Raw genomic sequence first — 23,870 nt, 5'->3', positions numbered from 1 at the left:
GCTCATCGGCCACCGTCCGCGCGGGTCGGTACCTCGGGTGTTCGCTGCGTCGGCACCCAGCTGGTGGAGGTCAACGCGTCGGTGTCGAGCCATGCCGCCCGTACCGCGTCCCGAGACTGTTCCTCGGGCGAGTCGGCCGACAGCGTTCCGCGAGCGTCCATGAACACCCGCGCCAATTCGTTCTCACTGATGTACTCGGTAGCCACGGCCAGCACGGCCGCCGCTTCCCTGGCGATCTGCCGGTAAATCCATCCGCCGTCACGCTGTGCCGCGATTTCGGGGAGTTCCTCACCCAGCCACGCCAGGTGAAACAAACGGTTCTGCATCTGTTCCGGAGTCTCGAACATGAGTTGTTCCTAACTATTTGGTTGGCGGCCCTCTTGTGAGAGCCGGTGCCCCACTCGGTGCGGGGCGACAACTCAAGTAAGCCGCCTGCCAACAGGAACCTCCATGTACGTTTCTGCATGCACTATTCCCAATGTGACATAACGCCTGGTCGGGCGATCGCAATGAGTGATCAACATGCCGATAAAGCATATTTCTCCGCCTTATGCCATCGGTGGCATGTTGATCTTTCTAGGCATGTTCACGCATGCTCTGAACTGCGGAAACGCGCAAGTCGGCCGGGTATGCGATCAGTCAGGAATGCTGCAACGCCGCGCGGCATCAGAGGCTCTAGCGCTATCGGGTGACTCACCTATGCCACCACACCCGCCCTGAACTGCGGACATGCAACCGCAAGCATGCCGCATGCTCCGCACGCCATAGACCTCATACGCAAGTGGTGACTTAATCGACGTGGTTGTTTGCGCACGTGATCGAACGAGCACATAGGCCCCAATGAGATTGTGACGGGACAGAGATGATCGTCACCGCGACCCTTACGACGCAAATAGGCCGCGTCGCTCGCGGAATCATCGAGTGCACACAGCTTGTAGACGAAGTGCTGGACACCGAGCACACCGACTGGGAAACACTTCTCGCTATCGGTGACGAGCAGTACTACAGCGAACCCAAAGGGCCGTACCCGAACCACCAACTCCGAGTCAGTGCGTCACCCGCGCGCGGGGTAGCCGCGCTTAACTACATAGACCATGACGATCCCACTATGACCGTCGCCAACTCGTTCAATGCGGGCAGACTTCCTTTCGCCGTGGACTTGATTTTCAACGGCGACACTGGCGCAGTTTTTCCGCAATCCGCAGTGATCCAGATAGAAGACGCTCACGCCGCGTTAACCGAGTGGCTGACCACCAGGAAACGGCCCACATGCATCGAATGGGTGCCCTATGACGAGTACTGAGCAGCACATGACGACGCATGACATTCCCGCGATTGATAATTACGGTAACAACATCACTCTAAGGCTCAGTTGCATCGGTCCAGCAATTGTCACCTTCGAAGTCCTCACTGCCGACACGACGCGACTCGCTGAGTACCACGTGTCTATTACCAACACGAGTGACCTACTGACTGCAATGAGCAGGTGTGACCGCACTGCTCGCCGCTGGCCTGAAACAGACGACGCTCGAACTCTGTCAGCAGACGGAGACGCGATATGAGCGGACGTCTAACGCCGTTGGAACAGATCGAGGTCGCTTACGTGATGATCGGAAACGCATTGCGATACGGACCAGGCGTAGTGAGCACGACCGACGCGGAAAAATGGCTTGAGTACCTACACAGTTGCGCCAAATTGGGTGCAGCAGTGGCGCCACATCTGCCAGAAGAGGAAAGCAAAAGTGACGATTAAACCGACGTCTTGGATCTACATCGCAGAACTTGACATCAGTATCCGGTGGATACAGCGCGACTACTACCAAGACATCTTGCGCGGGAACTGGTCGCTCTGCCGAGACCTTCCCATCATCGCCCGTATACCCACCAATGGAACGTGGACCGACGACACCGACGTCTACCGGGAAGCGAACCGCTATCTAAAATCCAACTACGAAAACTGGTACGCCAGGAAAGGGCCACTTACGTTCCCTGTCTGGCAGCCTCACGCAACTCCGGCCGTGCCTGCATCCCGCACGCCGGAAAGAGTTACAGGGCGTCTTCTGCGCTCGACTGACTTTGTACAACGATAGCTGGCAAGAACACTCAAAGAAGGACGATTCTGGAATGACTGCGGAAATACTTACCGAGGACCTGTTGCGTACTTCTCTAACGCGATTGTCGCGCGAGGTCGCAAAGACTTATCCTCAATTCGGCGAGATGCTTATGCAGAGCATGTTGCGAACATGCAGTCTGGTTCCGGATCTAGAGCGGTCTGAGCGCTTCGAGGAAATTGGCGTATTGCTCATGGATCTCGGTCGCCTATATCTAGCCGAATCAGCTATTCTCAGGCCAATACCTAGCGGCTGCAACTCGCTGGGTCCGGAAGATCATTGCTGATTCTCGCCAGCGGTGTTGATCTGTGTTGCTCGCTTTATTCCGCTGAACAACTCGCGGAAATCCGATCCTGCATTTGATCCGTGAGTGGCAAACTCGTTATCGAGTTCGGATGCAACCATCAACAATGATGGACGGCTCTGGCGACCGTGTAGCAAGGCTTCGATACCTAGTGCGGCGGCTTGCTCTACATCACCCTGGCGGGCGGCAACAACGGCCAAAGTAAGCTCGGCTTCCGTGCTCCGCATCGGCGAGATATTGAATCCGTTCGGCGTGACACTCCGGCGGATCACCTCTTCGGCATTTCGCTTGGCGAGATCATCCTCTCCGGCGATCCGGTAAGTATCCATTGCATAGAAGTCCCACTTGTCGGGATCGACTACGAAATGATTTTCCGGACGTTCTGGGTAAGGAAGCGTTCCCAGCAAGTCGCTGCCGCGCTCCAATGCTGCACGCGCTTCATTAGGCATCCCCATCCGCGCGTAGGCCTTTGCCTGCTGTCCGTGAAGCTGCACCGTTACGGACTGAGACGACGCGGCTAGAATGCCTGTTTCCGCAGCAGGAATAACAGCCCTGAAGTTTCCGGCTGTCAGATGGAACCAAGCGAGCATCTCATGTGCCCATCCCATAATCATGGGATCATTCGACTCTTTGCCAAGGCTCATTGCCATGCGTCGAGTTGATTCAGCGCTTCGCTGGTCGCCGAGGTCATATTCAAGACAGCCCACAAGCAATGCGAGCATTCCGGCATTGTTCAAGATCTCTTGATGTTGCTTCAAGGTTAGACGCTGCGACAAGAGTTCTGTGACTTTGGTCAACCACCTTCGCCCCTTGACAGCAAGTTCTTGTGCGTCCCCATGCGAATACTCACAGCACATCTGTTCAACCATGATGTGCATGGCATCGATGGTTGCGTCATCAACGGAAGATAGCCGTAGGCGGCGAACCAATTCGGACGTGTCCATTCCAGTCGACGCTACCAGGATTTTATCTCGGGATTCCGCTGCCGATTGAGCGTCCGCGAAAACCAGATTCTTTCCCGGCAAAGCGAACCACAGGAGCTTAGGAGGGAGACGGAGGATCTCCGCTTGTTTGATCAAGACCTCAAGGTTTTGCTGTGGTTTGCCGTTCTCAATCTTGCTTACAGCGTCCTGAGTGAGACCTCCCAGCCACCGGCCAATCGTTTCCTGGCTAAGAGGTTTCCCGTACATTGCGAGGTGTCGGGGGTGGTAGCGGTAAGCCCTGATTATCTTTCCCATGTGACGGTTTCGGGACGCGGCGTGAAACTCGTCGGTGTCAAAGAATTCGGGACTAAGGACCGGTGGCGTGCGAAATTGATCCTGTCGTTCCCTCTGGCATCGTCCGCACAGTGCAGCGGAGTTGTCCCCAGCCAGGGCAGTTCGGCAGCTAGCGCATCGACGGGGATTCAAGATTTCGCCATTCGGTGCGCCAACCCGATTCATTGATAATCCCCACCTTGATGCCTAAGGTGAACCGTGTTCCCAACCCAGAGTACTAGCTCTGTCGCAGGAACGAGCGAGCATTGAGCACGCCCGTACTCCGTCCGGGTAGCACCTTGCGGGAAGGGACACGCCGCCGCACGTCCGCAGACGGCCACAGGGGCTGAGAGCTAGGTTCGCTCGGTTAGGTCGCTACGCGCCTACATCCCAGCTCAGGACCGTTGAGGTCCCGCTACCGGGCTGCTACGGCGTAGCGGCTCGCAAGCCCTGCTGTAGCGGCGGAGCTAGTTACGTCTTGATTACAGATGCCTGAGGGCAAGACCGCGAAGAACCGCGTCCACCTCGACATCCGGCCAGGTCTCGACGCAGTGGCCCGCCTGGTTTCGCTGGGCGCCACGCGGGTGCGTGAGCACAACGACCAGACGGGCCACTGGGTCGTGATGCTCGACCCGGAAGGCAACGAGTTCTGCGTCAGCTAGTGATGTCCTTCGTCTTGAACCGCCGTGCCGCGAGCAGCGTGAAGATGCCGCCGTAGGCGAGCGCGGAGAACGTGCCGCGGGCCATCTCCGACCAGTCGATGTCGGTCGAGAGCAGGTCGGCCCACGCCATCGCGTAGTGCGTCGGCAGGTAGTTGCGCAGGTCCCCGAGCGGCTCGATCTGGTCGAGGATCTGCGACACGATCGAGACGAGCACCGTGCCGCCGACCGCGCCCAGGGGCGCGTCGGTGGACACGGACAGGAACATCGCGAGGCCCGCGACCCAGAACAGGTTGATCGAGATGTAGACGACCGCGAGCGCCATGCCGAGCACGCCGTCGCCGAACGGCGCGGCTTCGCCAGTCGGGCTCACCACCTCGCCCGCGCCGTACCAGGCGACGCCGACGCCCAGGGCCACCGCGGGGAGCAGGGCCAGGGCGAAGACGCTGAGCAGGCCGCTGCTGATGGCCTTCTGGCGCAGCAGGCGGTGCCTCGGGATCGGTGCGGCGAGCAGGTACTTGAGGCTCGACCACGACGCTTCGGACGCGATCGTGTCGCCGAAGAACAGCGCCACGATCATCGGCAGCAGGAAGCTGCTGCTCACGAACAGCGTGAGCACCACGAAGTTGATGCCGCTGGCGGTCGCGAGGTCCACGAAACCGCCGGAGCGGCGGTTCGGGTCGGACTGCCCGATCTCGAAGCTCGCCGCGAGGATGAACGGCAGCAGCACCAGGAAGCCCAGCACGAGCTGGGTCCTGCGGCGGCGGATCTGCCGTTGCAGCTCCACGTGGATGCGGAGGGTGCGGCGCGCCTTGTAGCCGACCGACGAACCGTCCGGCGCCACCTCGGTGTGCTGCTGGGCGGCCGCGTCGGTGAGATCCTTGAGCGCGCCTGGGTCGGTGTGGACGCTGTTCTCGTTCACCGGTCCACCTCCTGGGGGATTGGTGCCTTCGTGCGGTTCGGGTTGGCGGTCCGCACGGGTGCGAACGCGAGCGTCGCCGCGATCTCGTCCGCCACGTCGAGGCCGGCCTCGGCCAGCACCTCGACGGCGGCGGGGTTCGGGGCGTCCGCCGTGGCGGACGCCGCTGCCATCAGGAAGTCATTCACCGACCAGCTCCAGGAACGCGTCTTCCAGCCTGCGCCGCGGGCCCGCCTGGTCCACCGCCACGCCGGCTGCCACGAGAGCAGCGAGGGCGGCGGCGCGCGGGACGCCGTTCATCGACGCGTGCACGGCGTCCTCGTCCTCGTGCACGTCGTGCACGCCTTCGAGGCTCCGCAGCACATCGGCTGCCTTCGAGGGGGAGTCGACGCGGAACGTCGCCTCGCCGCCTCCCGCCGCGATGTCGGCCACCTCGCCGGCGGCGACGAGCTGACCCCTGTGCATCACGACCACGTGCGAACAGGTCTGCTCGACCTCGGCCAGCAGGTGCGACGACACGACGACCGTGCGGCCCGCCGCGGCGTAGCGCCGCAGGACCTCGCGCATCTGGTGGATCTGGGGCGGGTCGAGCCCGTTGGCCGGCTCGTCCAGGATCAGCAGGTCCGGGAGGCCGAGCATCGCCTGGGCGATCGCCAGCCGCTGGCGCATGCCCTGGCTGTACGTGCGCACGCGGCGGTGCACCGCCTTGCCGAGGCCCGCGATCTCCAGCGCCTCCGCGACGTGCGCCTCCTCCACCGGCCGGCCGGTCGCCGCCCAGTACAGGCGCAGGTTCGCGGCGCCGGAGAGGTGCGGCAGGAAGCCGGAGCCCTCGACGAACGAACCGATGCGCGACAGCACCGGAGCGCCTGGCGTCACCTTGTGGCCGAAGACCCGGATGTGGCCCTCGGACGGGTGAATCAGGCCCATCACCATGCGCAGCGTCGTGGTCTTGCCGGCGCCGTTGGGGCCGAGCAGACCGAGGACCATGCCGTGCTCGACGCGGAACGACAGGTCCTTCACCGCGGTCACGCCGCCGGGGTAGGACTTCGTCAGGTTCGAGATGACCAGCGGTACACCGGCCAGGTCGGGGTCCGAGTCCTGCGCCATGCGGCGGCGGAACATCGCGATGATGCCGGAGCCGATCAGCACGAGCAGCGCGATCGCGATGCCCCACAGGGCCCCGGTCGGGAAGCCCTCGGTGACGTTGCGGCCGGGCACCACGGGCACCGAGATCTCGTCGGAGGCCAGCGAGATCCGGTAGGCGGCGGGCTGCTCGGCGTTCGCGAACGCCTGGTCCGTCGTCGACACCACGAGAGCCAGCTTGTGCTCGCTCTCGACGGGACGGACGGCGCCGGGCAGCGTCACCGTCACCTCGGCGGCGGAACCGTCGGGCGGCAGCGCCACGCGGAACGGCGCGACGATCGAGCCGGGCAGCGTGCGGGTGCCGTCCGCGGAGACGTCGTAGAGCTTCGCGAACAGGATCGCCTCGCCGGAGGACTGGTCACCGCGCGCGACGCGCAGCTTCACCGTGGACGAACCGGTCAGCAGCACCTGCGAGTCCAGGGCGTCCGAGGTGAACACCGCGGCCTGGCCAGGCATGTCGAGCGACAGCCGCGACGAGATCGCCGACGACCGCGACAGCGCCGAACCCAGGCCCGGCAGGTTGCTGATCGACGCCGGGTTGCCGCCCGCCGGGTTCACCACGACCTGCTCGCGCCCGCTGAGCTTCAGCGTCCTGCGTTCGGTGGAGGAGCCCTGGGCGAGACCGGGGTAGGACGGCGCCATGACCGTGCGCAGCGACGGCTGGCCGGACGAGCGGAACGCGCCCTGCACCGTGTACTCGAAGCCCGTACCGGGATCGGTGCCCTTGCCGCGCAGGTGGAAGTCCATCCAGTCGGCGATCGAGCCGCGCAGCGCGGTACCGGGGTTGCCGCCGTCGTGGCCGCCCGCGTACCAGACCATCTTGACCTGGGCGCCGGCCGCGGCGATCTGACGCGCGGTGGCGTCGGACTGGTCGAGACCGAACAGGGTGTCCTGCTCGCCCTGCACCAGCATCGTCGGCTGCTTGATCTGGTCGGTCACGGCCACGGGGGACGACCTGCGCAGCAGCTCGAGCGTCTGCTGCGAGGCACGGCCCTTCGTGGCGACCTCGGTGTAGGCGGCGCAGACCTCGGGCGTGAAGCGGCCGCACGCGCCCAAGGACGGCGTGGGTGGCTGCTGGCCCTGGGCGCCGGAACTGCCGCCCGGCTGCTGCTGCGGTGCCTGGACCGAGTTCTGGCTCGGCTCCCGCTGGCCCTGCTCGGGCGCGTCACCCGTGGGCGACGAGAGGTCGATCGACGTCATGCCCGCCGAGAAGAAGATGCCCGCCCACGAACGCTTGAAGACACCGTCCTCACCGAACGCCGTGGCGGACGGGGTGGCGTCCGCCCGCGGTGTCGCCAGCGCCGAGTTCGGCAGCAGCGCCTGCGCGAGGTCGTTGTAGGTGATGACGGGAACGAGTGTGTCGACGCGCTTGTCGACGCCCGCGAGCAGCAGTGACAGCGCACCGCCGTACGACGCGCCTGTCACGCCCACGCGGGGGTCGCCGCCGCTGTCCTTCTCCACCTCGTCACGTGTGCCGAGGAAGTCGAGGAGCTTCTGCGCGTCGCGGACCTCGCGGTCGATGGAGTTCAGCGCGATCTGGCCCGTGCTGCGGCCGAAACCACGTGCGGACCACGTCAGCACGACGAAGCCGCGCCGGGCGAACTCCTCGGCCTGCGTGTGCACGCTGCGCAAACTGCCGCCGAAGCCGTGCGCGAGCATGATCGCGGGCGCGGGCGTCTGCTGGGGGAGGTAGAGGCGGGTCTCGATCGTCACCGTCTGGGCGCTGTCAGCGCTCTCAGGTGCGTCGATGTTCGCTTCTTTGAAGGAAACGGCTACGGGGTCGTCTCCGGATCGAGTGAAGTACACGCCACCTGCGACGAGGGCGAGTACCACGATCAATGCGGGGATCGTCCACCTGCCGCGAAGGCGGGAGAGGCGGGACACGTCGATGACGATATGCGAGTTTTGCTGAGAACGGCCTGTCGGGATCCGGTCGCGGTCTCAGCATCAGTGGATCTTCAGCAGGGCTTCAGGTAGTGGTCGGCCCAACCCGAACGACACGCTGTGTATTCCCATCGCAGCTGGTTGCGTGGGTCTGCTCACCCTGTGTGGCGCTAACCGCTCTTCGTAGAGCACAATATTGATGCAGCATGGAGGGGAGTACTCCCTAAGCAGCGGTGTCGTCAGTACGGAGCTCGGCGTGGAGCTCCCGGTGCCGTTGGTCGTTCGAGAGATCGTCTCGGCGGCGGAGGAGACCTCCGGGTTTATCTGGCATGCGCTGAGAATCCCGGAGGTTGGGTTGTGAACGTCCCCGCATGGATGTGGATCGCGACGATCGTTGGTCTACTCGTTCTGCTGGCTGTGGACCTCGTGATCGTCGATCGGAAGCCCCATGAGGTGACGATCGGTGAAGCCGCCCGCTGGGTGATCTTCTACGTGGCGATGGCCGCCGTCTTCGGCCTCGGCATCTGGTACTTCTCCGGTGGTCAGTACGCGACGGAGTTCTTCGCCGGGTACATCACCGAGTACTCGCTGAGCGTCGACAACCTGTTCATCTTCTTGATCATCATGACGACGTTCAAGGTGCCCGCGATCCACCAGCACAAGGTGCTGTTGATCGGCATCCTGCTCGCGCTCATCATGCGAGGCATCTTCATCGCGGCCGGCGCGGCGCTCATCAGCCAGTTCAGCTGGGTCTTCTTCATCTTCGGCGCGTTCCTCATCTACACCGGCTGGCAGCTGGCGCGGGAAACCCACGACGAGGAAGAGGAGTACAAGGAGAACCTGATGCTGCGCATGGTGCGCAAGGTTTTCCCGGTCACCGACGACTTCCACGGCTCCAAGTCGTTCATCAAGATCGACGGCAAGCGCTTCGTGACCCCGATGTTCATCGTGATGGTCGCGATCGGCTCCACCGACCTGCTCTTCGCGCTCGACTCGATCCCCGCGATCTTCGGCCTCACCAAGGAGCCGTTCCTGGTGTTCACGGCCAACGCGTTCGCGCTGATGGGCCTGCGCCAGCTGTACTTCCTGCTCGGCGGCCTGCTCGCGAAGCTCGTCTACCTCTCGATCGGTCTGTCGGTGATCCTCGGCTTCATCGGCGTCAAGCTGATCCTGGAAGCCCTGCACACCAACACCCTGTCGTTCCTCAACGGCGGCGAGCCGTTCAACGTGCCGACCATCGGCATCGAGGTCTCGCTGTCGGTGATCATCGGCGTGCTGGCGATCACGACGATCGCCAGCCTGCTCAAGGTGCGCCGCAACCCGGATGCCGCGAAGCACATCGGCGCCGACGCCAACCACTAGAGCCGCACCACTGGCTACAACTGGGAAACGCCGTTCTGGTAGACGGCGCGGACGGCCTGCTTCAGGGTTCCGGCCTTCACGTGCTGTTCGGCGTCACCCTCCACGAGTACGAGATCGGCGAGCTTGCCAGGGGCGAGCTCGCCGAGTTCGTTTCCGAGGCGCATGAGCTGGGCGGCGGACGTGGTGGTGGCGTAGAGCGCTTCGGCGGGCGACATGCCGTACTCGACCATCAGCGTCAGCTCGTTGAGGTTGTCGCCGTGCGGGCCGACGCCGGAGTCGGTGCCCATCGCGATCTTCACGCCCGCCTGGTGCGCCTTCTGGAACGACTGGAAGTGTTGCGAGACAACGGCATGGGCCTTGTCGAGGATCACGTCCGAGATCGCCACGCCGGCGGCGGCCTGGTCGAGCACCATGCGCGGGGCCATCAGCGTCGGCACGAGCCACGTGCCGTTCTTGAGCATCTCTTCGACGCCCTCGTCGGTGAGGAACACGCCATGCTCGATGGACCGGACGCCGTTGCGCACGGCCGTGAGGATGCCGTCGCCGCTCATGGCGTGCGACATCACCGCGATGCCCGCGGCGCTGGCCTCCTGCACGATCATCGCGATCTCCTCGTCGCGGAAGTGCGCGTGCCTGGGGTTGCTGCGCGGGGACATCACGCCGCCGCTCGACGCGATCTTGATGATGTCGGCGCCGTGGCGAACCAGCGTGCGGATGACCTTGCGCAGCTCTTCGGGGCCGTCGGCGACGGTGTCCGGCAGGCCGGGGTGCAACGGCGGTGAGACGTGGGCGCCGCACTGCATCCAGTCGTCGTTGTGGCCGCCGGTCTGCGAGACCATGTTGACCGCGATCTGCATGCGCGGGCCCTGGATCAGGCCGCGCCGCACCGCCTCCGCGACACCGAGGTCCGCGCCGAGCGCGTCGCGGACCGTCGTGATGCCGCACTGCAGCGTCGCCTTCATGTTCCCGATCGCCTCGTAGAACGGCAGCGAGAACGGCGTGTTCAGCGACCGCACCAGATCGGCGCCGCTGAACATGAAGTGCACGTGGCAGTCGAACAGTCCCGGCAGGATCGTGTGGCCGGTCGCGTCGACCACGGTGTCGCCGTCGAGCCCGATGCCCACGTCGACGATGCGGTCGTTCTCGACCACCACGTCGCCGGGCTCCGTCGCCCGGCCGGTGAAGACCCTGCCCCCAGAGAACACGATGCGCGTCATACGCGGGAATCTATGCGCTGAGTCAATTTTTGTGATCGGTCAACAAATAACTCTGAGCGTTGCTAACAAGTTCTGTTAGCGTCCACGCCGTGCGCCCTGAAGACCTGCAGCTGCTCACCACGCCCGGCACCGTAGCCGTGTCCGGAGACCTGGTGCTGGTCAGCATCACCACGCCCGACCTCGACCAGAACACGTACCGGGGCGGTCTGCACCGGGTGTTCCCGGATGGCACGACAATACCGTGGACGCACGGTGATCGTGACAATGCGCAGCGCATTTCCCCTGACGGCAGGCTGGTCGCGTTCTTGCGCGTCAGTGGAAAGTCGAAGCCGCAGCTCTACGTCGTTCCGGTGGACGGCGGCGAGCCTCGCCGGCTGACCGATCTGCCGCTGGGCGCCGGTGCCCCGGTGTGGTCGCCGGACTCGTCGCGCCTCGTCTTCGTGGCCCGCGTGCCTGAGGAAGGCCGCTACGGCACGACCGACGGCGGCCCCGAGTCCGAGGCGCCGCGTCGCATCACGCGCCTGGACTACCGCGTCGACGACGTCGGCTTCCTCGCCGACCGCCGCCCGCGCCTGCACGTCGTCGACCTGGACGGTGTCGTCTCCGAGGTCACCGACGGCGCGCACGACGTCTCCGACCCGGCCTGGCTCGACGACTCGACGCTGGTGTTCGTCGCCCCGCGCGACCTCGGCGTCTCCGAGACCCTGCACTCCGACCTGTACACGGTCCCCGCCGCCGGCGGCGAGGCCTCGCTGCTGGTGCGCGGCGCCGGTGAGGTCTCGATGCCGTTCGTGGCCGACGGGTCGCTCTACTGGCTGGGCACCGAGTTCACCGGGATCGAGGCGGTGGCGCGCAACCACGGCCTGTGGAAGTCGCCGGTGGACGGTTCGGCTCCCGTCCGGCTCACCGACGTCGAAACCGTCGACGTGGAACGGCTTTCCGGCCAGCCCGTGGCCGACTCGTCGGGCGTGCTTTTGGTCGTGCGCAACCGCGGTGCGTTGGAACTGCAGCGAATCCCGTTCGACGGCGGGCCCGGCGAGGTGCTGGCGGGTTCGTCGGCCGCCGTCCGGTCGTTCGCCTCCGACGGGTCCACTGTGGTCGCGGTCGTGTCCACTGCGGACAGCCCCGGCCAGGTCGAGTTCGTCGGAACCGGTGTGCGCACGGCGTTCTCGTCGGTCTCCGCACGCCGAGTCGTGGAGCTCTCCGGCTCCGCCTCCGACGGCTACCCGGTGCACGGCTGGCTCGTGCTGCCCGAAGGCGACGGCCCGCACCCGGTCGTCATGGCCGTGCACGGCGGCCCGTTCATGTACCACAGCTGGGGTTTCTTCGACGAAGCCCAGGTCTACGCCACCGCCGGACACGCCGTCGTGCTGCCGAACCCGCGCGGCTCGGCGGGCTACGGCCAGGCCCACGGCCAGGCCGTGATCGGTAAGTTCGGCACGGTCGACGTGGACGACGTCCTGTCCCTTTTGGACGTCGCGCTCGCCCGTGAGGACTGCGACCCCGAACGCGTCGGCGTGATGGGCGGCTCGTACGGCGGTTTCATGACCTCGTGGCTGTCCGCGCACCACGGCGAACGCTTCAAGGCGGCCTGGAGCGAGCGTGCCGTGAACGCCTGGGACTCGTTCTCCGGCTCGTCGGACATCGGCTACTTCTTCGCCGACGCCTACTGCGGCACCGACCCCGAGGCGCAGCGCGCGATGTCGCCGCTGACCTACGCCGAGAAGATCAACCTGCCGTTCGCCGTCGTCCACTCCGAGCACGACTGGCGCTGCCCGCTGGAACAGGCGCAGCGCATGTTCGTGGCGTTGAAGCGGCGCGGGGTCGAGACGGAGATGCTGATCTTCCCCGGTGAGGGGCACGAGTTGACCCGGTCGGGGCAGCCTCGGCACCGGAAGCAGCGGTTCGACGCGGTGCTGGAGTGGTGGGACCGCTACCTCAAGGCCTGATCACCCCAGCAACGTGTAGTTCAGCTCCTCGCACACGCGCGCCAACGGCAGATCCAGACCCGGATGGTCCAAAGGAAGCAACACGTCTGGGGCGGCCGGCAACCCGGAAGCCCCAGGCGGGTCCCACAGGCAGATCGCCGGGTCGCCCGAGTCCATCGACGACCGGTACCAAAGCCCGTCCAACTCCGGGTAGGCCGCCCGAATCGCCCGCGACCACGCCTGGGTCACCAGCTTCGGCCCGGTCGAGATCTCCTGCGAGGCCCCGACGCGCGTGGGCCACAGCCCGCCCAGGTCCAGCAGCCTCAGGGTGCGGCGAGGCCGGAGCACCACCAGGAACGGCGAGCGGGTGCGGCGGTCCACGATCGACGTGGCCTGGAAGACCTCGGCGATCGACGTGCGGACGGACAGGCCGAAGTACAGGACGCCGTTCTCGTGGTCCTGGACCGGGCTGCCGTCGTCGGCCGGTTGCTGCGCGTCGAAGCGCGCGTGCGGGAGTGGGCCCGTGTAGCGGAACGTGTTCCAGCGCTGGGGGTGGGAGCCCTTCGCGGTGAAGACGCGGACCAGCCGGGTCGCCCGGTGCACTGCCACCACGTCCTCGGTGCGGCGCAGGTGCGCTTGGAGCACGGCAGGGGCAGGCGGCTGCGGAAGCCGTGACATTCGGGTCCTGTCGGGTGTTCGGGAACGCTCAGGCAGGTGTGCCGAGCGTGGAGGCCAGGGCGGCGACTCGGCGCGGGTCCCCTCCGGCGAGGAGCCAGTCGCGCGGGGTCGCGGGCTTGCCGTCCACGGGCAGGTCCTCCTGGAGGGTGGTCATGAACGCGGCGACGACGAGCGCCGGTTGGTCCGGCGGGATCTCCGCCAGCACGGTTTCGAGGCCCGGCAGCACGCCGGTGCCCGCGAACTGCCACGCGGGCAGGCGCCAGCTGCCTCTGTCCTTCCAGCCCACGAGCCTGCCGACGCCGAGGCGGTGCCGGATGCGGCTGGTGTCGACCTGGAGCTGGCGCGCGGCCTCGTTCACGGTCAGCGCCGAGTCGCGCAGCACCGCGTGCGCCACGACCGTGCGGGTGCGTGGCTTGGCGTCACCGGGGCCCGCGGGCGAGAGGTCGAGGCCCACGTCGGTCAACGCCGCCTGCTGGTCCGGCGTGAAATAGGTGGCCGGTTCCGGGTGCGGCGGGGCGAGCCTTCGTGCCGCGTCGGCCACGAGGGCCAGGAACTCGTCGGGACTCACCTGCAGGCCGGCCTTGGCCAGCACCGTCTCCAAGGCTGGACTCATGCGCACAGAATAGCCCGTGCGTGCGCATCTGTGCGCCCTACGAACGGTCTAAGCAGGAACAATCGACGTTGCGCGCTCACGCGACGACGCTACGTGAGAATCCCCGGTCCGGACCGGTGACGTGGGCCTCATCTGGCACATCGATACCATTCCCCGATGCAGCTCGACCGCACCGCCAAGCGGGTCGTGGTGGCGTGGTCCGCCGTCATGGTCGCCACCGTCACCTACGTCATGCTCCGCCCACCGGGGTGGTCGCTCGACCTGCGCGTCTACCGCAACGGCGGCGCGGCGTTCCTCAAGGACATCCCCCTCTACGCCGAGGGTTTCGCCAAACCGCTCGGCGGGCCCGACCTGCCCTTCACGTACCCGCCGATCGCGGCCGTCCTGTTCAGCCTGCTGGCGCTCGTGCCGCTCGGCGTCGCGATCTTCGCGGTGGCGGCGGCGAACCTCGCGATGCTCACGGGGTTGTGCCTGATCGCGGCGGGACGAGTGGTCGGCTGGGGCCCGGACGCGGTCAAGTGGGGGCTGGGCGCGGCGGCGGTGTCGTCGATCTTCGACCCGCTGCGCGAGACGCTGTGGTTCGGGCAGATCAACCTGCTGCTGGGCCTGCTGGTGATGGCCGACTGCCTGCTCGAACGCACCCGCTGGTGGCCGCGCGGCGCGTTGATCGGGCTGGCGGCCGCGATCAAGCTGACGCCGGCGTTCTTCGCGTTGTTCTTCCTGGCGCGACGGCAGTGGAAGCCTGTGTTCGTGTCCATCGGGTCGTTCTTCTTCTTCGTGCTGGTGGGGTTCCTCGTCTCGTTCGGCGACGCGAAGGAGTACTGGACGCACGCGCTGCTCGATCCGGCCCGCGTCGGTCGTCTCACCTACGCGTCGAACCAGGCGATTCGCGGCACGCTCGCGCGCTTCGGCCTGGAGAACGGCGCCCAGGTCGGCGTGTGGCTCGTGCTGGCGCTTCTGGTCGTGGCAACGGTGTGGTGGCTGGCCTCGCAGCTCGGGGAGATCGAGGCGTTCTTCGTCGTGGCGATCGGCGGCCTGCTGATCTCGCCCGTGTCGTGGGGCCACCATTGGGTCTGGATCGCGCCTGCGCTCGTGCTGCTCTCACGGCCTGCGATGCGCCGCCACTGGGCGTCGTGGGCGATCGTGGCGGTGTTCGCCATCGGGCCGCACTGGCTGTTCCCGCGCGACAACGACGTCGAGCGGAACTGGGCGTGGTGGCAGCAGGTGATCGGCAACCTCTACGTGTTCGTCGGGGTCGCCGTGCTGGTCACGCTTGCGGTACGCGTGGTGCGAGACCGCCGTCGAGCTGCTTCAACCGCAGGCTGAACAGCACCAGCACCACACCCCACAGGATCGCGAACACGCCGATGGTGATCACGAACGCCAGCGCGCCCGCGGCCGGGTTCACGACCAGGATGATGCCGAGCAGTACCGTCAGCGCGCCGGTGACGATGTAGAACCACTCGTTCGTCATCACCTTGCGCAGACGGATGGCGTCGACGATCTGCAGCACGCCGGTGACGAGCGCCCACACCGCGATGAGGAGCAGTAGAGCCGTCGCGGTGATACCCGGCCAGAACAACGCGATCAAGCCCGTGACCAGGCCGAGCACGCCGATGAGGCCGAGTGCCCAGCGCGCGGGCCACTCCTTGTGCGTCAGCGTCAGGTACAGCATCGTCGCGCCGTCGAAGAGCGCGTAGGCGCCCCACAGGATGATCAGCGCGAGCAGGGTGAGGCCGGGCCAGATCAGGGCGGCCAGCCCGAACAGGACCGCGAACACCCCGCGCACCGTGAAGAGCCACCAGCGTTGCATGGTCCGAGATCGTCTCGGCTGTCGCCGGAGCCTGCAACCTGAGACCCTCGTTCGGTGCTGATCCGAGTGGCTGACTGGGAACGGATCCGGTCCGGCGAGATCACGCTGCAGTTCCGGCGGTGGAAACGGCCGACTGTGCGCGCCGGCGGGACGTTGCGGACGTCGCAGGGCGTCCTGGCGATCGACGCGGTGGACGTCGTGTCGCGGGTGTCGCGGGCGGAGGCGGTGGCGGCCGGGTTCCCGACCGTGAAGGCGCTGAAGTCCTCAGTGGACGGACGAGAGGGCGCGCTTTACCGGATTCGCCTGCGTTTCGTGGGCGAGGACCCTCGCGTCGAGCTGCGTTCGTCGTCCGATGTGGACGGACTGGAGCTGAAGGAGGACGCCCTCGCGTTGCTGCGGCTGATCGCCGCCAACCCCGGCGTGCGGGCCGCGGACCTGGCCGCGTCGGTCGGCCGCGAGAAGCTGCCGTTCAAGGCGGACGTCCGCAAGCTCAAGGCCAAGGGGCTCACCGAGTCCCTCGAAGTGGGGTACCGCCTCTCCCCGCGGGGAGAGGCGTACCTGCGAACCCTGGACTAGCTCTGACCCGTGATGAGCGAGACCGCCCGGTCCTGCGTCTGCTCGTTCACCTCGGCGATCTGGAAGCCGCGCGCCACCGCGTGCGCCACCAGCTCCGGCTCCGGCGGCAGGCCGTACTTGCGCAGGTAGTGCGGCACGGCGCCGGCCCAGATCCACGTGCCGTCGGTGCGGAAGTTCAGCGGCACGTCCTGCTCACCGCTCTGCGAGAACTCGTCGAGGTCGTAGCTGCGCGCGGCCAGCACGACCGGCGCCGACTCGAGGTAGTTCAGCAGGCCGTCGAGCACCTGCGGGTCGACCGGCTGACGGTTCACCATGATGCGGCCGTCGTCGTTCTTGCCGTCGTACACGCGTGCCGTGCGCAGCTCACCCGAACCGGCCTGCGGCTGGGCGGGCGGCACCTGGTACTCCTGCTGCGGCGGCTGCTGGGGTTCCGGCTCGGGCGCGGGCAGCGGCGGCAGGCCGACGCGCTGGCGCCACCAGTCCGGGATCTGCTGGTCCGGCCGCGGGAACGTCTGCAGCTCGTCGCGGAAACCGATGGGCGGCGGCGCGTTGCGCCAGCGCGGCTCGTCCTCGGCGTTGAAGTCCACCGTGAACGCCGCGGGCGCCTCGATCTCGTACGTCGCGCTCAGCCACGTGCCCCGCTCGGGGTGGTACATGCCCCCGCGCAGGTGCCCGAACATCTGCACGACGTCCATCGGCGGCCGCACCGGTCGCAGCTGGCCATCGGGCCCCGCGAACGCCAGGTCGACCTCGATGTGCCGGCCTGCCGCCCGGTACTCGGCCCGGATGCGCTGCCAGCCCTGCGGTACGGCCGGCAGCATGGCACGGCCGATCTGCCGCACCAGCTGCTGCTGGTCCTGCTCGCTCAGCGGTGTAGCCGGCTGGCTCATGTGGTCCTCGCCCCTCTCCCCGTGAAAGCCCGCTGATCTTATCGGGCTGCCGCGACGCGCGCGGGCCGGTCACACACCCCGCGCCGTTCGCACCACGTTGAGTGGGTGTAGGCGCCCGCGGTTCCAGCCGATCGGCGGCTTGACCGGGTGCTCTTGAGCGGGGGCCGGGTGGCGTTTCAGAGTTGTTTCTCGCTGACCCAGGTTCCGTCGAGGAGGTTCTTGGGGAGGTAGCCGGATTCGACGGTGATGTCGACTCCGGCGTCTTGGGCGAGGCAGGCGATGGCGAGGACACGCCAGGCGATGAATCCCCCGGGGTCGTTCGCACGCTCGGCTGTGGCGGTCCAGTACTGCCTGTGGAGTTCGAGGGCTTTGGCGAGTGACTCGTTGAACCTGGCGAGCGCTTCTCCCCCGGCGTGCCGTTCGCCGCCATGTTGTCGATGACGCTGTCGACGTACTTCGGGTGGCCCTGCTGGAAGTTCTCTCCCTCGTACCTGCGGGTGCCCGGGGGCGAGTCGCGTACCGCGTCTGCCGCTGTGTGCTCGCCGGCGATCTCTTTCTGGTAGACGTCTTCCGCGGTTTTGGTGCGGTCGAGCAAGGCTTCGCGGCGGTCGATGATGTCCTGCGCCGCCGATTTCTGATCCGGGGTCGCGTTGTGCTTGACCTCGGGCATGTGCTCGAACGCGCTCGGCTTGAGCGGCGGGACGAAGGTCGGTTCGCTGTCGTAGTCGATCTGACAGCGCCGTGTCGACGCCGTAGGTGGAGCGGAACGAGAGGTTTAGCCGCTGCCAGTCGCAGGCAGCTTGGTAAGGAGCATGCCGCCCACTTCGCGCACGAGCTCTTCCTGCTCGGGCGGGCTCAGCGGAGCCGGGTCCGTCCTCAGAGGCCCTCACTCAGAGATCGGCCGGTGGGTGGCCGCGAGCCGCCTGGCCGGGCGCCGCCCGCAACCAGCGAGGGATCTGCTTGTCCCACACCGGGTCGACCAGCTTCCGTTCAGCAGGTCACGAGCTCGCCTGAGCGAGGCCGTCGCGGTACCAGTCCGGTTGATGCGACTCGACGCGCGGGAAACGGCTCTGCTCCAGCTCGAACTGGTCGGGTGCGGGCCAGGACGAGAAGTCCGGCCTGGCGTCCCAGTTGAACTTGATGTTGAACGTGTCCGGCCGGTCCAGCTTGTACTGGGCGCCGAACCAGGTTCCTTCGCCCTCGGCGTACATGCCGCGGCGGAGGTCCTGGAAGCGGTGCCACGTCTCCAGCGGCGGATCCCAGTCTCGCATCACGCCGTCCGCCCGAACGACCCCGACGCGGCCGTCGCTGTGCCTGCCGACCACGCGGTATTCGATCTGCACCCGCTGCCAGTCCTCCGGCAGGGCGTCGAGCAGCATCAGCGTCAGCTGGTCGAGCACTTCCTTCTGTCCGGCGGGGTCGAGCGTGGGCCAGCCAGTCATCGCGTCCGGTTCCTCCTTCGGATCGGTCACCCGACCCTATCGTTCGTTCTGCCAGCCACTGGTCTCCGCCTCGGCGGCGAGGTCGACCTGCTCGCGCAACCAGTCCGGCACGTGCTCCTCGGCGCGCGGGAAGAACTCCAGGTCGCGGACGTACGTGCCAGGATGCGGCCAGGCACCCCGGCGCCACTCGGGCTTCTCGTCGTAGTACAGCCGCACGTCCGGCTCGCCGCCCTTGTGCAGCGTGATGGCCGCGGAGTACCAGGTACCCCGGCCCTCCTCGTAGCAGGCGCCGCGGAACTCCGCGAGTTTCGGCGAGAACGCCTTCTGCAGCGTCGCGGGCTTCGTCGTCCCGTCCCCGGTCACCACGGACAGTGACCACATACTGGTCAGGACCGTCGACTGCACCGAGACCCTCGCGGTCTCCCAGCTCAGCGGTGTGGACAGCTCGATGATCTCAAGCAGCTCCGCGAGCAGAGGTTCAGCGCTTGTAGGGAGTTTTCGGTCCATAGTTCGTATTCTCCGGAACGTTGACGAACTCTTTTTCGAAGATCTCGCGGGTCACCGAGCCGTCGGGGTTCTTGGTGACCTCTGTCCAGCGCATCGTGACGGTCTCGGGCAGGCCGTCCTCCCGCCTGGTCATCTGCACCTGGTAGTTCGCGATCTCCTGGTTCGGATGGCTGGCGAACTTGGCCAGCTCCGTCTCCTGGGCGCGCCACGTGGACTCGTTGAGGAACCCGTCCTTGTTGTGCCCGCTGTTGGACGCGTTCATCTGGCCGAACATGTTGATGTACTCGCCGGGGCCGCCCGCCTCGTTCGCGACGACGTGTCCGCCGGCCCACTTGACCTTGTCGTAGTCGGGATCCGTCGCGTACGCGGCCTTGCCCTCGCCGCCGGCGCGGCCCTGGGCACTGTACTGACCGGAGTCGTCGCGGTAGTTGCTGTCGGACTTCCCGTAGCTCGGCGTGCCCGTGACCGCGTCGGTCTGGCCGCGTTCGTTGGTGTGGAAGTCCCACTGGTCGTTGACGCGGTACTGGACGTCGCCCATCAGTGGATAGTCCAGGTCCGGGTTGAAGCCGTGCATGTCGTCGTTGCTGCCAGTCTTCTTACCGGCGGTGGCCTCCACCCACTTCACGTCGCCGTTGCCGTCCGTGAAGAACGTCGTCTTCGTGCCGTTCGGGTTGTTCACGTTGAACTGCGTGTTCGGCGGAAGGCTGGTGTGATCCGGCGGCATCGTGTGGTCGCGCAGCGGCGCCGGGACCGTCGGCACGTCCTCGAGCGCACGAGGCGGGCCGGGGGCGTCCCGGACGCGGTCGCGCGGCGGTGCGTCGACGTCGCGCGGCGAACCCAAGTCATCCGGCGGGTTCGGGTCGCGGGTGAAGTGCGGGTTGTCCGGGTCCGTGTGGCCCGGACGGTCGTAGTCGACGAACTTCTCGTCGAAGTCGGGCGAGGCCTCGTCGATCCTGCCGCGCCTGGGCGGCGGGTCGTAGTCGTCCTGGCCGTTGCTCGGAGACGCCGCGCGGTCCTGCGCGTCGGTCGGGTCGAGGTCCTTGTCGTTGTCGCGGGTGCCGGGTGCGAAGCCGTCGTCGCTGGCCTTGGACTTGGAGCCGTCCGGGTGGTGGGTTTCCCATTCGCCGTTCGGCGGGATCTTCGGTTCGCGGGTGCCGTCGGGTCGGATTTCGGCGTCGCTGGTGAAGACGCGGCCGTGGCTGTCGGTCCAGGCAGGTTTGGTGGGCGCGAGGACTGGGGCGTCGAGGTTCTTGGACAGTTGCTGTGCGAAGTCGTTGCTGGCCGCGTCGCAGCCGATCAGGCGAACCGGTTTGCTGCCGTCGTAGCCGCTGTGCCGGAGCATGTCGGCGTACTCGGCGGGGGTGTAGTCGTGGCCGCCGATGCGTGCCTTGCCGTCCGGGGTGATGTGGACGTCGGCGGTGAAGTAGCGCGGGTCGTTGGGGACCTTGTGGGGGAGGTCGCCTATGTCCTTGTCGCCGCCGTGGTGGGAGACGCCGGCCGGGGTGCTTTCCGCGTGGCGGGCGTGCGCGTCCTCCGGGGACGGGCGGTCCGCGGGCGGGGCGTCGGGGTCGTGGCTGTTCGGCGCGTCCGGGTCGTGAGGCTTGTCCGGGGTGTTGTCGTGCGGCTTGTTTCCGTCCGGGCCGTGGTGGGGGGCGTCGCTGTCCGGGGTGCGGTGTGGTGCGTCCGCGTCGGGGCGATGGGGCGCGTCGGGACGGTGTGGTGTGTCAGGCCGGTGTGGTGTGTCGGGCCGGGACGGTGCCTGGGCAGTATCGGTGCCGCGGTGGCGGGGGCCGTCCGGGCTGTGCGGACGCGAGCCGTCGGGCCGGGTGCCGTCAGGACGTGAGCCGTCAGGGCGGGTGCCGTCGGGACGGGTGCCGTCGGGCCGGTTGCCGTCGGGACGTGAGCCGTCAGGGCGGGCGCTGTCGGGACGGTTGCCTGGGCCGCTGCCGTCCGGGCGGGACGGGCTGTCGGGGCGGTGCGGTGCGTCCGGACGGTTGGGGGCGTCGGGACGGGACGGTCCGCCGTGCGGGGTGTTGGGCCCGCCGTGCGGTGCGTTAGGTGCGTGCGGTGCGTTGGGCGCGTGCGGGGTGTTGGGGCCGTGCGGCGCGTTCGGGCTGTGCGGTGCGTCGGTGCGTGACGACGGCGTGGTGCTGCCGTGCGGTGCGTTGGGCGCGTCGGGACGCGACGGTCCGCCGTGCGGGCCGGACGGTCCCGTGTGTGGTGCGTTGGGGCGTCCTTGGGGTGCGTCCGGGCGTGAGGACGGCGCGTTCGGGGTGTCGGTGCGGGCTGAGGGGGCCGACGGGGCGTGCGGGGTGCCTGCCGAGGGCGCGTGTGGTGTTCCCGCGGAAGGGCTGTGGGTCGGCATGTTCGGAGTGGACGGTGCCGACGGGGCGTGCGCTGCGGCTGCCGAAGGTGTGGTGGCGCGGCTTGGGGGAGTCGCGTCTGGGCGGCCCGTGTTCGGGGAGCCGGTCGACGGGCTGTGCGGGGTGCCTGCCGAAGGTGCGTGCGGCATGCCACCTGACGGTGCGCCGCCCGAAGGCATTCCGCCCGAAGGCGAGGAAGGCATCGACGGGCTGGAAGGCATCGACGGGGCCGGCGGCGCGGTCGGCATCGACGGCGGACGTGCGGGGGCGTCGGCTCGGGACGCCGACGTCGACATGTCGGGGGAGCGCGGCGCGGGGGCGCTGGGGGCGCCGCTGCTGCCGGGGGTGCCGGTCCAGCCCTGGCCACCCGTCGGGGGACGGCCTCCTGCCGAGGGAGACGACGGTGCGTTGCCGCCGCCGGCGTTCGGGGCGCCGCCGCCCATCGGGCCTGCCTGGGCGGGCGTCGATGAGGGGGAGCTGTCCGGGGCACGGGTGGGGGCCTGCGGGGCGTCCGGGCGCAGCGGTGCCTCCGGCGGTGCCACCGAGGACTGGACGGTCTGGCCCGTGTTGCGGGGTGCGGCCGGTGCGTCCGGGGTCGACGAGGTGTGCGGGGCGCTCGGGCCCGCCGGTGCGGAAGGCGAGCCGGGAGAGCCCGGAGAGCTGTCGGGCGTGCGCGGGGCCGAGGCGTTGTCGGGAGTGCGCGACGGGGCGTCGGGCGTGGAGCTGTCGGGGGTACGCGAAGGCGACGGCGCGGACGAGGGCGACGAGCTGTCCGGAGCACGCGAAGGTGCGTCCGGCGACGAGGGCGAAGAAGGCGACCCCGGCGAAGAAGGCGACCCCGGCGAAGAAGGCGACGACGGTGACGAAGGCGACGACGGTGACGAAGGTGAGGAGGGCGACGAGGGCGAACTGTCCGGAGAGGACGGTGACGAAGGCGAGGAAGGTGAACTGTCCGGAGTGGACGAGGAAGGCGAGCCGTCGGGAGAGGAGGAAGAAGGCGAACCAGGCGAGGACGGCGAGAGGTCCGGGGCGTTGGTGCTGTGGAACAACCCACCGGGCTTGATGGACTTCGTGGAGATCACGTCCAGGCCGGTCACCTTGCCGACCAGCTTGCCGACGACCTTCATGATCTTCGTGAAGATCTCGACCAGCTTGCCCAGCAGCGGCGAGACCTTCTTGATGGTCTTGATGAGCTTCTGGATGAGCTCGCCGATGCGCGTCGCCCACTTCGAGATCGCGGTCACGGCCTGCGCCACGATCACCGGCGTGCCGAAGCCCAGCGTGAACACGGCCTCCAGCACCCACGTGATCAGCTTCGCGACCAGGTCGGCGATCAGGTCGCGCACCATCTCGCGCACGAAGCCGACGACCATACCCATCACGCCGACGACGGTGCCGACCGAGCCCGCGGCGGAAGCCGCGCCGGACAACGCGTCCAGCTGCTCGCCCGCGGACTTGCGGTAGGCGTCGGCCGCGGTTCCCGTCCATTCGCCGGTGCCGTCGACGGCGGCCTTGTAGTCGCCCGCGATCTTGCCGAGCTCCTGTGAGACGTTGCCCCACGTCGTCGAGTACGACTGGATCACCGGCGGGTCGCCCGCCAGCCAGTCCAGCGCGTCCTTCAACGGCTGCACGTGTTCCATCAGGAACGAGGCCGCGGACGACAGCAGCGTGCCGAACGGGTCGATCGCCATCGAGGCGGCGTCGGCGACCAGGCCGACGACGCCGAGGCCGCCCTCGATCCAGTTGCCCTCGGAGATGCCCTTGTACGCGTCCACCGCCGAGTCGGCGATGGAGAAGCCGGTCGCCCAGCCGTTGTCACCGGTGCCTGCGTTGAAGAACCCGGACGGCTCGGCAGGCGCCTGAGCCACCAAGGGGTTCGGCGACGACATCAGGCGCCGCCCTTCAGCGTCCGGATGATCTGGTCCTCGACCTCCTGGTAGTGCTTGGCGGTCGCGGTGACCTTCTTGGCGGTGACGTCCATGGCCTCCGCCGCGCCCTTCAGCGCGTCCATGCCCCACTGTTCGACGGGGTCGAGCAGCATCCGGAACGGCTGGCAGATGATCCCGTACGCGTCAGTCGGCATCGACACGGTGTTCGCCGCGTCCACTGCCCCCTGCAAACGCCCGTGCAGGCCCTCCAAGGCCTTGGCGTGCGCTTCCAGCACGTCCGAGGTGACGTTGAAACCACCGGCGGTCATCGAACCCC

22 protein-coding genes are annotated in these 23,870 nt (G+C 67.4%); 7 read left to right on the top strand and 15 right to left on the bottom strand.

Going from position 1 to position 23,870, the window contains the following annotated elements; all coding sequences use genetic code 11:
• Nucleotides 1-2 precede the first annotated feature (2 nt).
• Nucleotides 3-347 (bottom strand): hypothetical protein, encoded by a 345-nt coding sequence (locus tag BLR21_RS33465; protein ID WP_090012468.1) that lies wholly within the window; start codon nt 345-347, stop codon nt 3-5.
• A 515-nt stretch (nt 348-862) separates the two neighbouring features.
• On the opposite strand from BLR21_RS33465, the gene BLR21_RS33460 reads away from it, so the two are divergent.
• Nucleotides 863-1,303: an Imm1 family immunity protein gene (locus BLR21_RS33460; RefSeq protein WP_090012466.1), complete on the top strand. Its 441-nt coding sequence runs from the start codon at nt 863-865 to the stop codon at nt 1,301-1,303.
• A 1,084-nt stretch (nt 1,304-2,387) separates the two neighbouring features.
• On the opposite strand, the gene BLR21_RS41980 is transcribed toward BLR21_RS33460, so the two are convergent.
• Complete coding sequence (locus BLR21_RS41980; RefSeq protein ID WP_420843928.1) at nt 2,388-3,530, bottom strand: NsdA family TPR-like regulatory protein; 1,143 nt, start codon at nt 3,528-3,530, stop codon at nt 2,388-2,390.
• On the opposite strand from BLR21_RS41980, the gene BLR21_RS41975 reads away from it, so the two are divergent.
• Together BLR21_RS41975 and BLR21_RS33455 are read left to right on the top strand one after the other, a co-directional pair.
• Nucleotides 3,483-3,860 (top strand): hypothetical protein, encoded by a 378-nt coding sequence (locus BLR21_RS41975; protein ID WP_143028001.1) that lies wholly within the window; start codon nt 3,483-3,485, stop codon nt 3,858-3,860. The genes BLR21_RS41980 and BLR21_RS41975 overlap by 48 nt on opposite strands.
• A gap of 299 nt (nt 3,861-4,159) precedes the next feature.
• Nucleotides 4,160-4,333: a VOC family protein gene (locus tag BLR21_RS33455; RefSeq protein ID WP_176929913.1), complete on the top strand. Its 174-nt coding sequence runs from the start codon at nt 4,160-4,162 to the stop codon at nt 4,331-4,333.
• Here BLR21_RS33455 and BLR21_RS33450 read toward each other — a convergent pair.
• From BLR21_RS33450 to BLR21_RS33445, 3 genes are read right to left on the bottom strand one after another with little or no spacing between them, the layout of a single operon-like run.
• Nucleotides 4,326-5,252 (bottom strand): ABC transporter permease, encoded by a 927-nt coding sequence (locus BLR21_RS33450; protein ID WP_090012463.1) that lies wholly within the window; start codon nt 5,250-5,252, stop codon nt 4,326-4,328. The two genes, BLR21_RS33455 and BLR21_RS33450, sit on opposite strands and share 8 nt — an antisense overlap.
• Nucleotides 5,249-5,437, bottom strand: coding sequence for a hypothetical protein (locus tag BLR21_RS41970; RefSeq protein ID WP_143028000.1), 189 nt, complete (start codon nt 5,435-5,437; stop codon nt 5,249-5,251). The genes BLR21_RS33450 and BLR21_RS41970 overlap by 4 nt, the downstream gene beginning before the upstream one ends.
• Complete coding sequence (locus BLR21_RS33445) at nt 5,430-8,276, bottom strand: alpha/beta fold hydrolase (RefSeq protein WP_090012460.1); 2,847 nt, start codon at nt 8,274-8,276, stop codon at nt 5,430-5,432. The genes BLR21_RS41970 and BLR21_RS33445 overlap by 8 nt, the downstream gene beginning before the upstream one ends.
• Before the next feature lie 357 nt (nt 8,277-8,633).
• Here BLR21_RS33445 and BLR21_RS33440 point away from each other — a divergent pair, with 357 nt between their 5' ends.
• Entirely contained in the window at nt 8,634-9,638 is a 1,005-nt protein-coding gene (locus tag BLR21_RS33440) for a TerC family protein (RefSeq protein WP_090012457.1), read from the top strand.
• Nucleotides 9,639-9,652: 14 nt separating this feature from the next.
• On the opposite strand, the gene BLR21_RS33435 is transcribed toward BLR21_RS33440, so the two are convergent.
• Nucleotides 9,653-10,855, bottom strand: a complete 1,203-nt coding sequence (locus BLR21_RS33435) for a metal-dependent hydrolase family protein (RefSeq protein WP_090012455.1) — start codon at nt 10,853-10,855, stop codon at nt 9,653-9,655.
• Nucleotides 10,856-10,944: 89 nt separating this feature from the next.
• On the opposite strand from BLR21_RS33435, the gene BLR21_RS33430 reads away from it, so the two are divergent.
• A complete protein-coding gene (locus BLR21_RS33430; protein WP_090012452.1) occupies nt 10,945-12,804 on the top strand; it encodes a S9 family peptidase in 1,860 nt (619 codons plus the stop codon).
• On the opposite strand, the gene BLR21_RS33425 is transcribed toward BLR21_RS33430, so the two are convergent.
• Nucleotides 12,805-13,461 (bottom strand): RES family NAD+ phosphorylase, encoded by a 657-nt coding sequence (locus BLR21_RS33425; RefSeq protein WP_030466547.1) that lies wholly within the window; start codon nt 13,459-13,461, stop codon nt 12,805-12,807.
• A gap of 28 nt (nt 13,462-13,489) precedes the next feature.
• Complete coding sequence (locus BLR21_RS33420) at nt 13,490-14,074, bottom strand: DNA-binding protein (protein WP_090012450.1); 585 nt, start codon at nt 14,072-14,074, stop codon at nt 13,490-13,492.
• Nucleotides 14,075-14,230: 156 nt separating this feature from the next.
• Between BLR21_RS33420 and BLR21_RS33415 the strand changes: the two genes are divergently transcribed.
• Nucleotides 14,231-15,400, top strand: coding sequence for a glycosyltransferase 87 family protein (locus tag BLR21_RS33415; RefSeq protein ID WP_090012448.1), 1,170 nt, complete (start codon nt 14,231-14,233; stop codon nt 15,398-15,400).
• On the opposite strand, the gene BLR21_RS33410 is transcribed toward BLR21_RS33415, so the two are convergent.
• A complete protein-coding gene (locus BLR21_RS33410; RefSeq protein WP_090012446.1) occupies nt 15,342-15,887 on the bottom strand; it encodes an HdeD family acid-resistance protein in 546 nt (181 codons plus the stop codon). The genes BLR21_RS33415 and BLR21_RS33410 overlap by 59 nt on opposite strands.
• Before the next feature lie 54 nt (nt 15,888-15,941).
• Between BLR21_RS33410 and BLR21_RS33405 the strand changes: the two genes are divergently transcribed.
• Entirely contained in the window at nt 15,942-16,463 is a 522-nt protein-coding gene (locus tag BLR21_RS33405) for a hypothetical protein (protein ID WP_090012443.1), read from the top strand.
• Here the strand turns inward: BLR21_RS33405 and BLR21_RS33400 are convergent.
• The 6 genes from BLR21_RS33400 to BLR21_RS33375 all read right to left on the bottom strand — a co-directional run bounded on the left by BLR21_RS33400 (nt 16,460) and on the right by BLR21_RS33375 (nt 23,862).
• Nucleotides 16,460-17,353 carry a hypothetical protein gene (locus BLR21_RS33400; protein ID WP_090012440.1) on the bottom strand — a complete coding sequence of 298 codons (894 nt, stop codon included), beginning with the start codon at nt 17,351-17,353 and terminating at the stop codon, nt 16,460-16,462. The two genes, BLR21_RS33405 and BLR21_RS33400, sit on opposite strands and share 4 nt — an antisense overlap.
• Before the next feature lie 176 nt (nt 17,354-17,529).
• Nucleotides 17,530-18,243 carry an immunity 49 family protein gene (locus tag BLR21_RS44765; RefSeq protein ID WP_090012438.1) on the bottom strand — a complete coding sequence of 238 codons (714 nt, stop codon included), beginning with the start codon at nt 18,241-18,243 and terminating at the stop codon, nt 17,530-17,532.
• A 108-nt stretch (nt 18,244-18,351) separates the two neighbouring features.
• On the bottom strand, nt 18,352-18,825 hold the full coding sequence (locus BLR21_RS33390) for a hypothetical protein (protein WP_090012435.1): 474 nt from the start codon (nt 18,823-18,825) through the stop codon (nt 18,352-18,354).
• Between the two features lie 6 nt (nt 18,826-18,831).
• The gene (locus tag BLR21_RS33385) at nt 18,832-19,302 is read right to left on the bottom strand and encodes a hypothetical protein (RefSeq protein ID WP_090012433.1); all 471 of its coding nucleotides are present in this window, start codon (nt 19,300-19,302) and stop codon (nt 18,832-18,834) included.
• Nucleotides 19,274-23,554 (bottom strand): hypothetical protein, encoded by a 4,281-nt coding sequence (locus BLR21_RS42865; protein ID WP_090012431.1) that lies wholly within the window; start codon nt 23,552-23,554, stop codon nt 19,274-19,276. Before BLR21_RS42865 ends, BLR21_RS33385 begins: the two co-directional genes overlap by 29 nt.
• The gene (locus BLR21_RS33375) at nt 23,554-23,862 is read right to left on the bottom strand and encodes a type VII secretion target (RefSeq protein WP_090012429.1); all 309 of its coding nucleotides are present in this window, start codon (nt 23,860-23,862) and stop codon (nt 23,554-23,556) included. Before BLR21_RS33375 ends, BLR21_RS42865 begins: the two co-directional genes overlap by 1 nt.
• Nucleotides 23,863-23,870 lie beyond the last annotated feature (8 nt).

It is taken from the genome of Lentzea albidocapillata subsp. violacea (genome assembly GCF_900100275.1).
In the GTDB taxonomy this organism is placed as follows: domain Bacteria; phylum Actinomycetota; class Actinomycetes; order Mycobacteriales; family Pseudonocardiaceae; genus Lentzea; species Lentzea violacea.
This window is presented reverse-complemented; position numbering and strand designations above follow the sequence as displayed.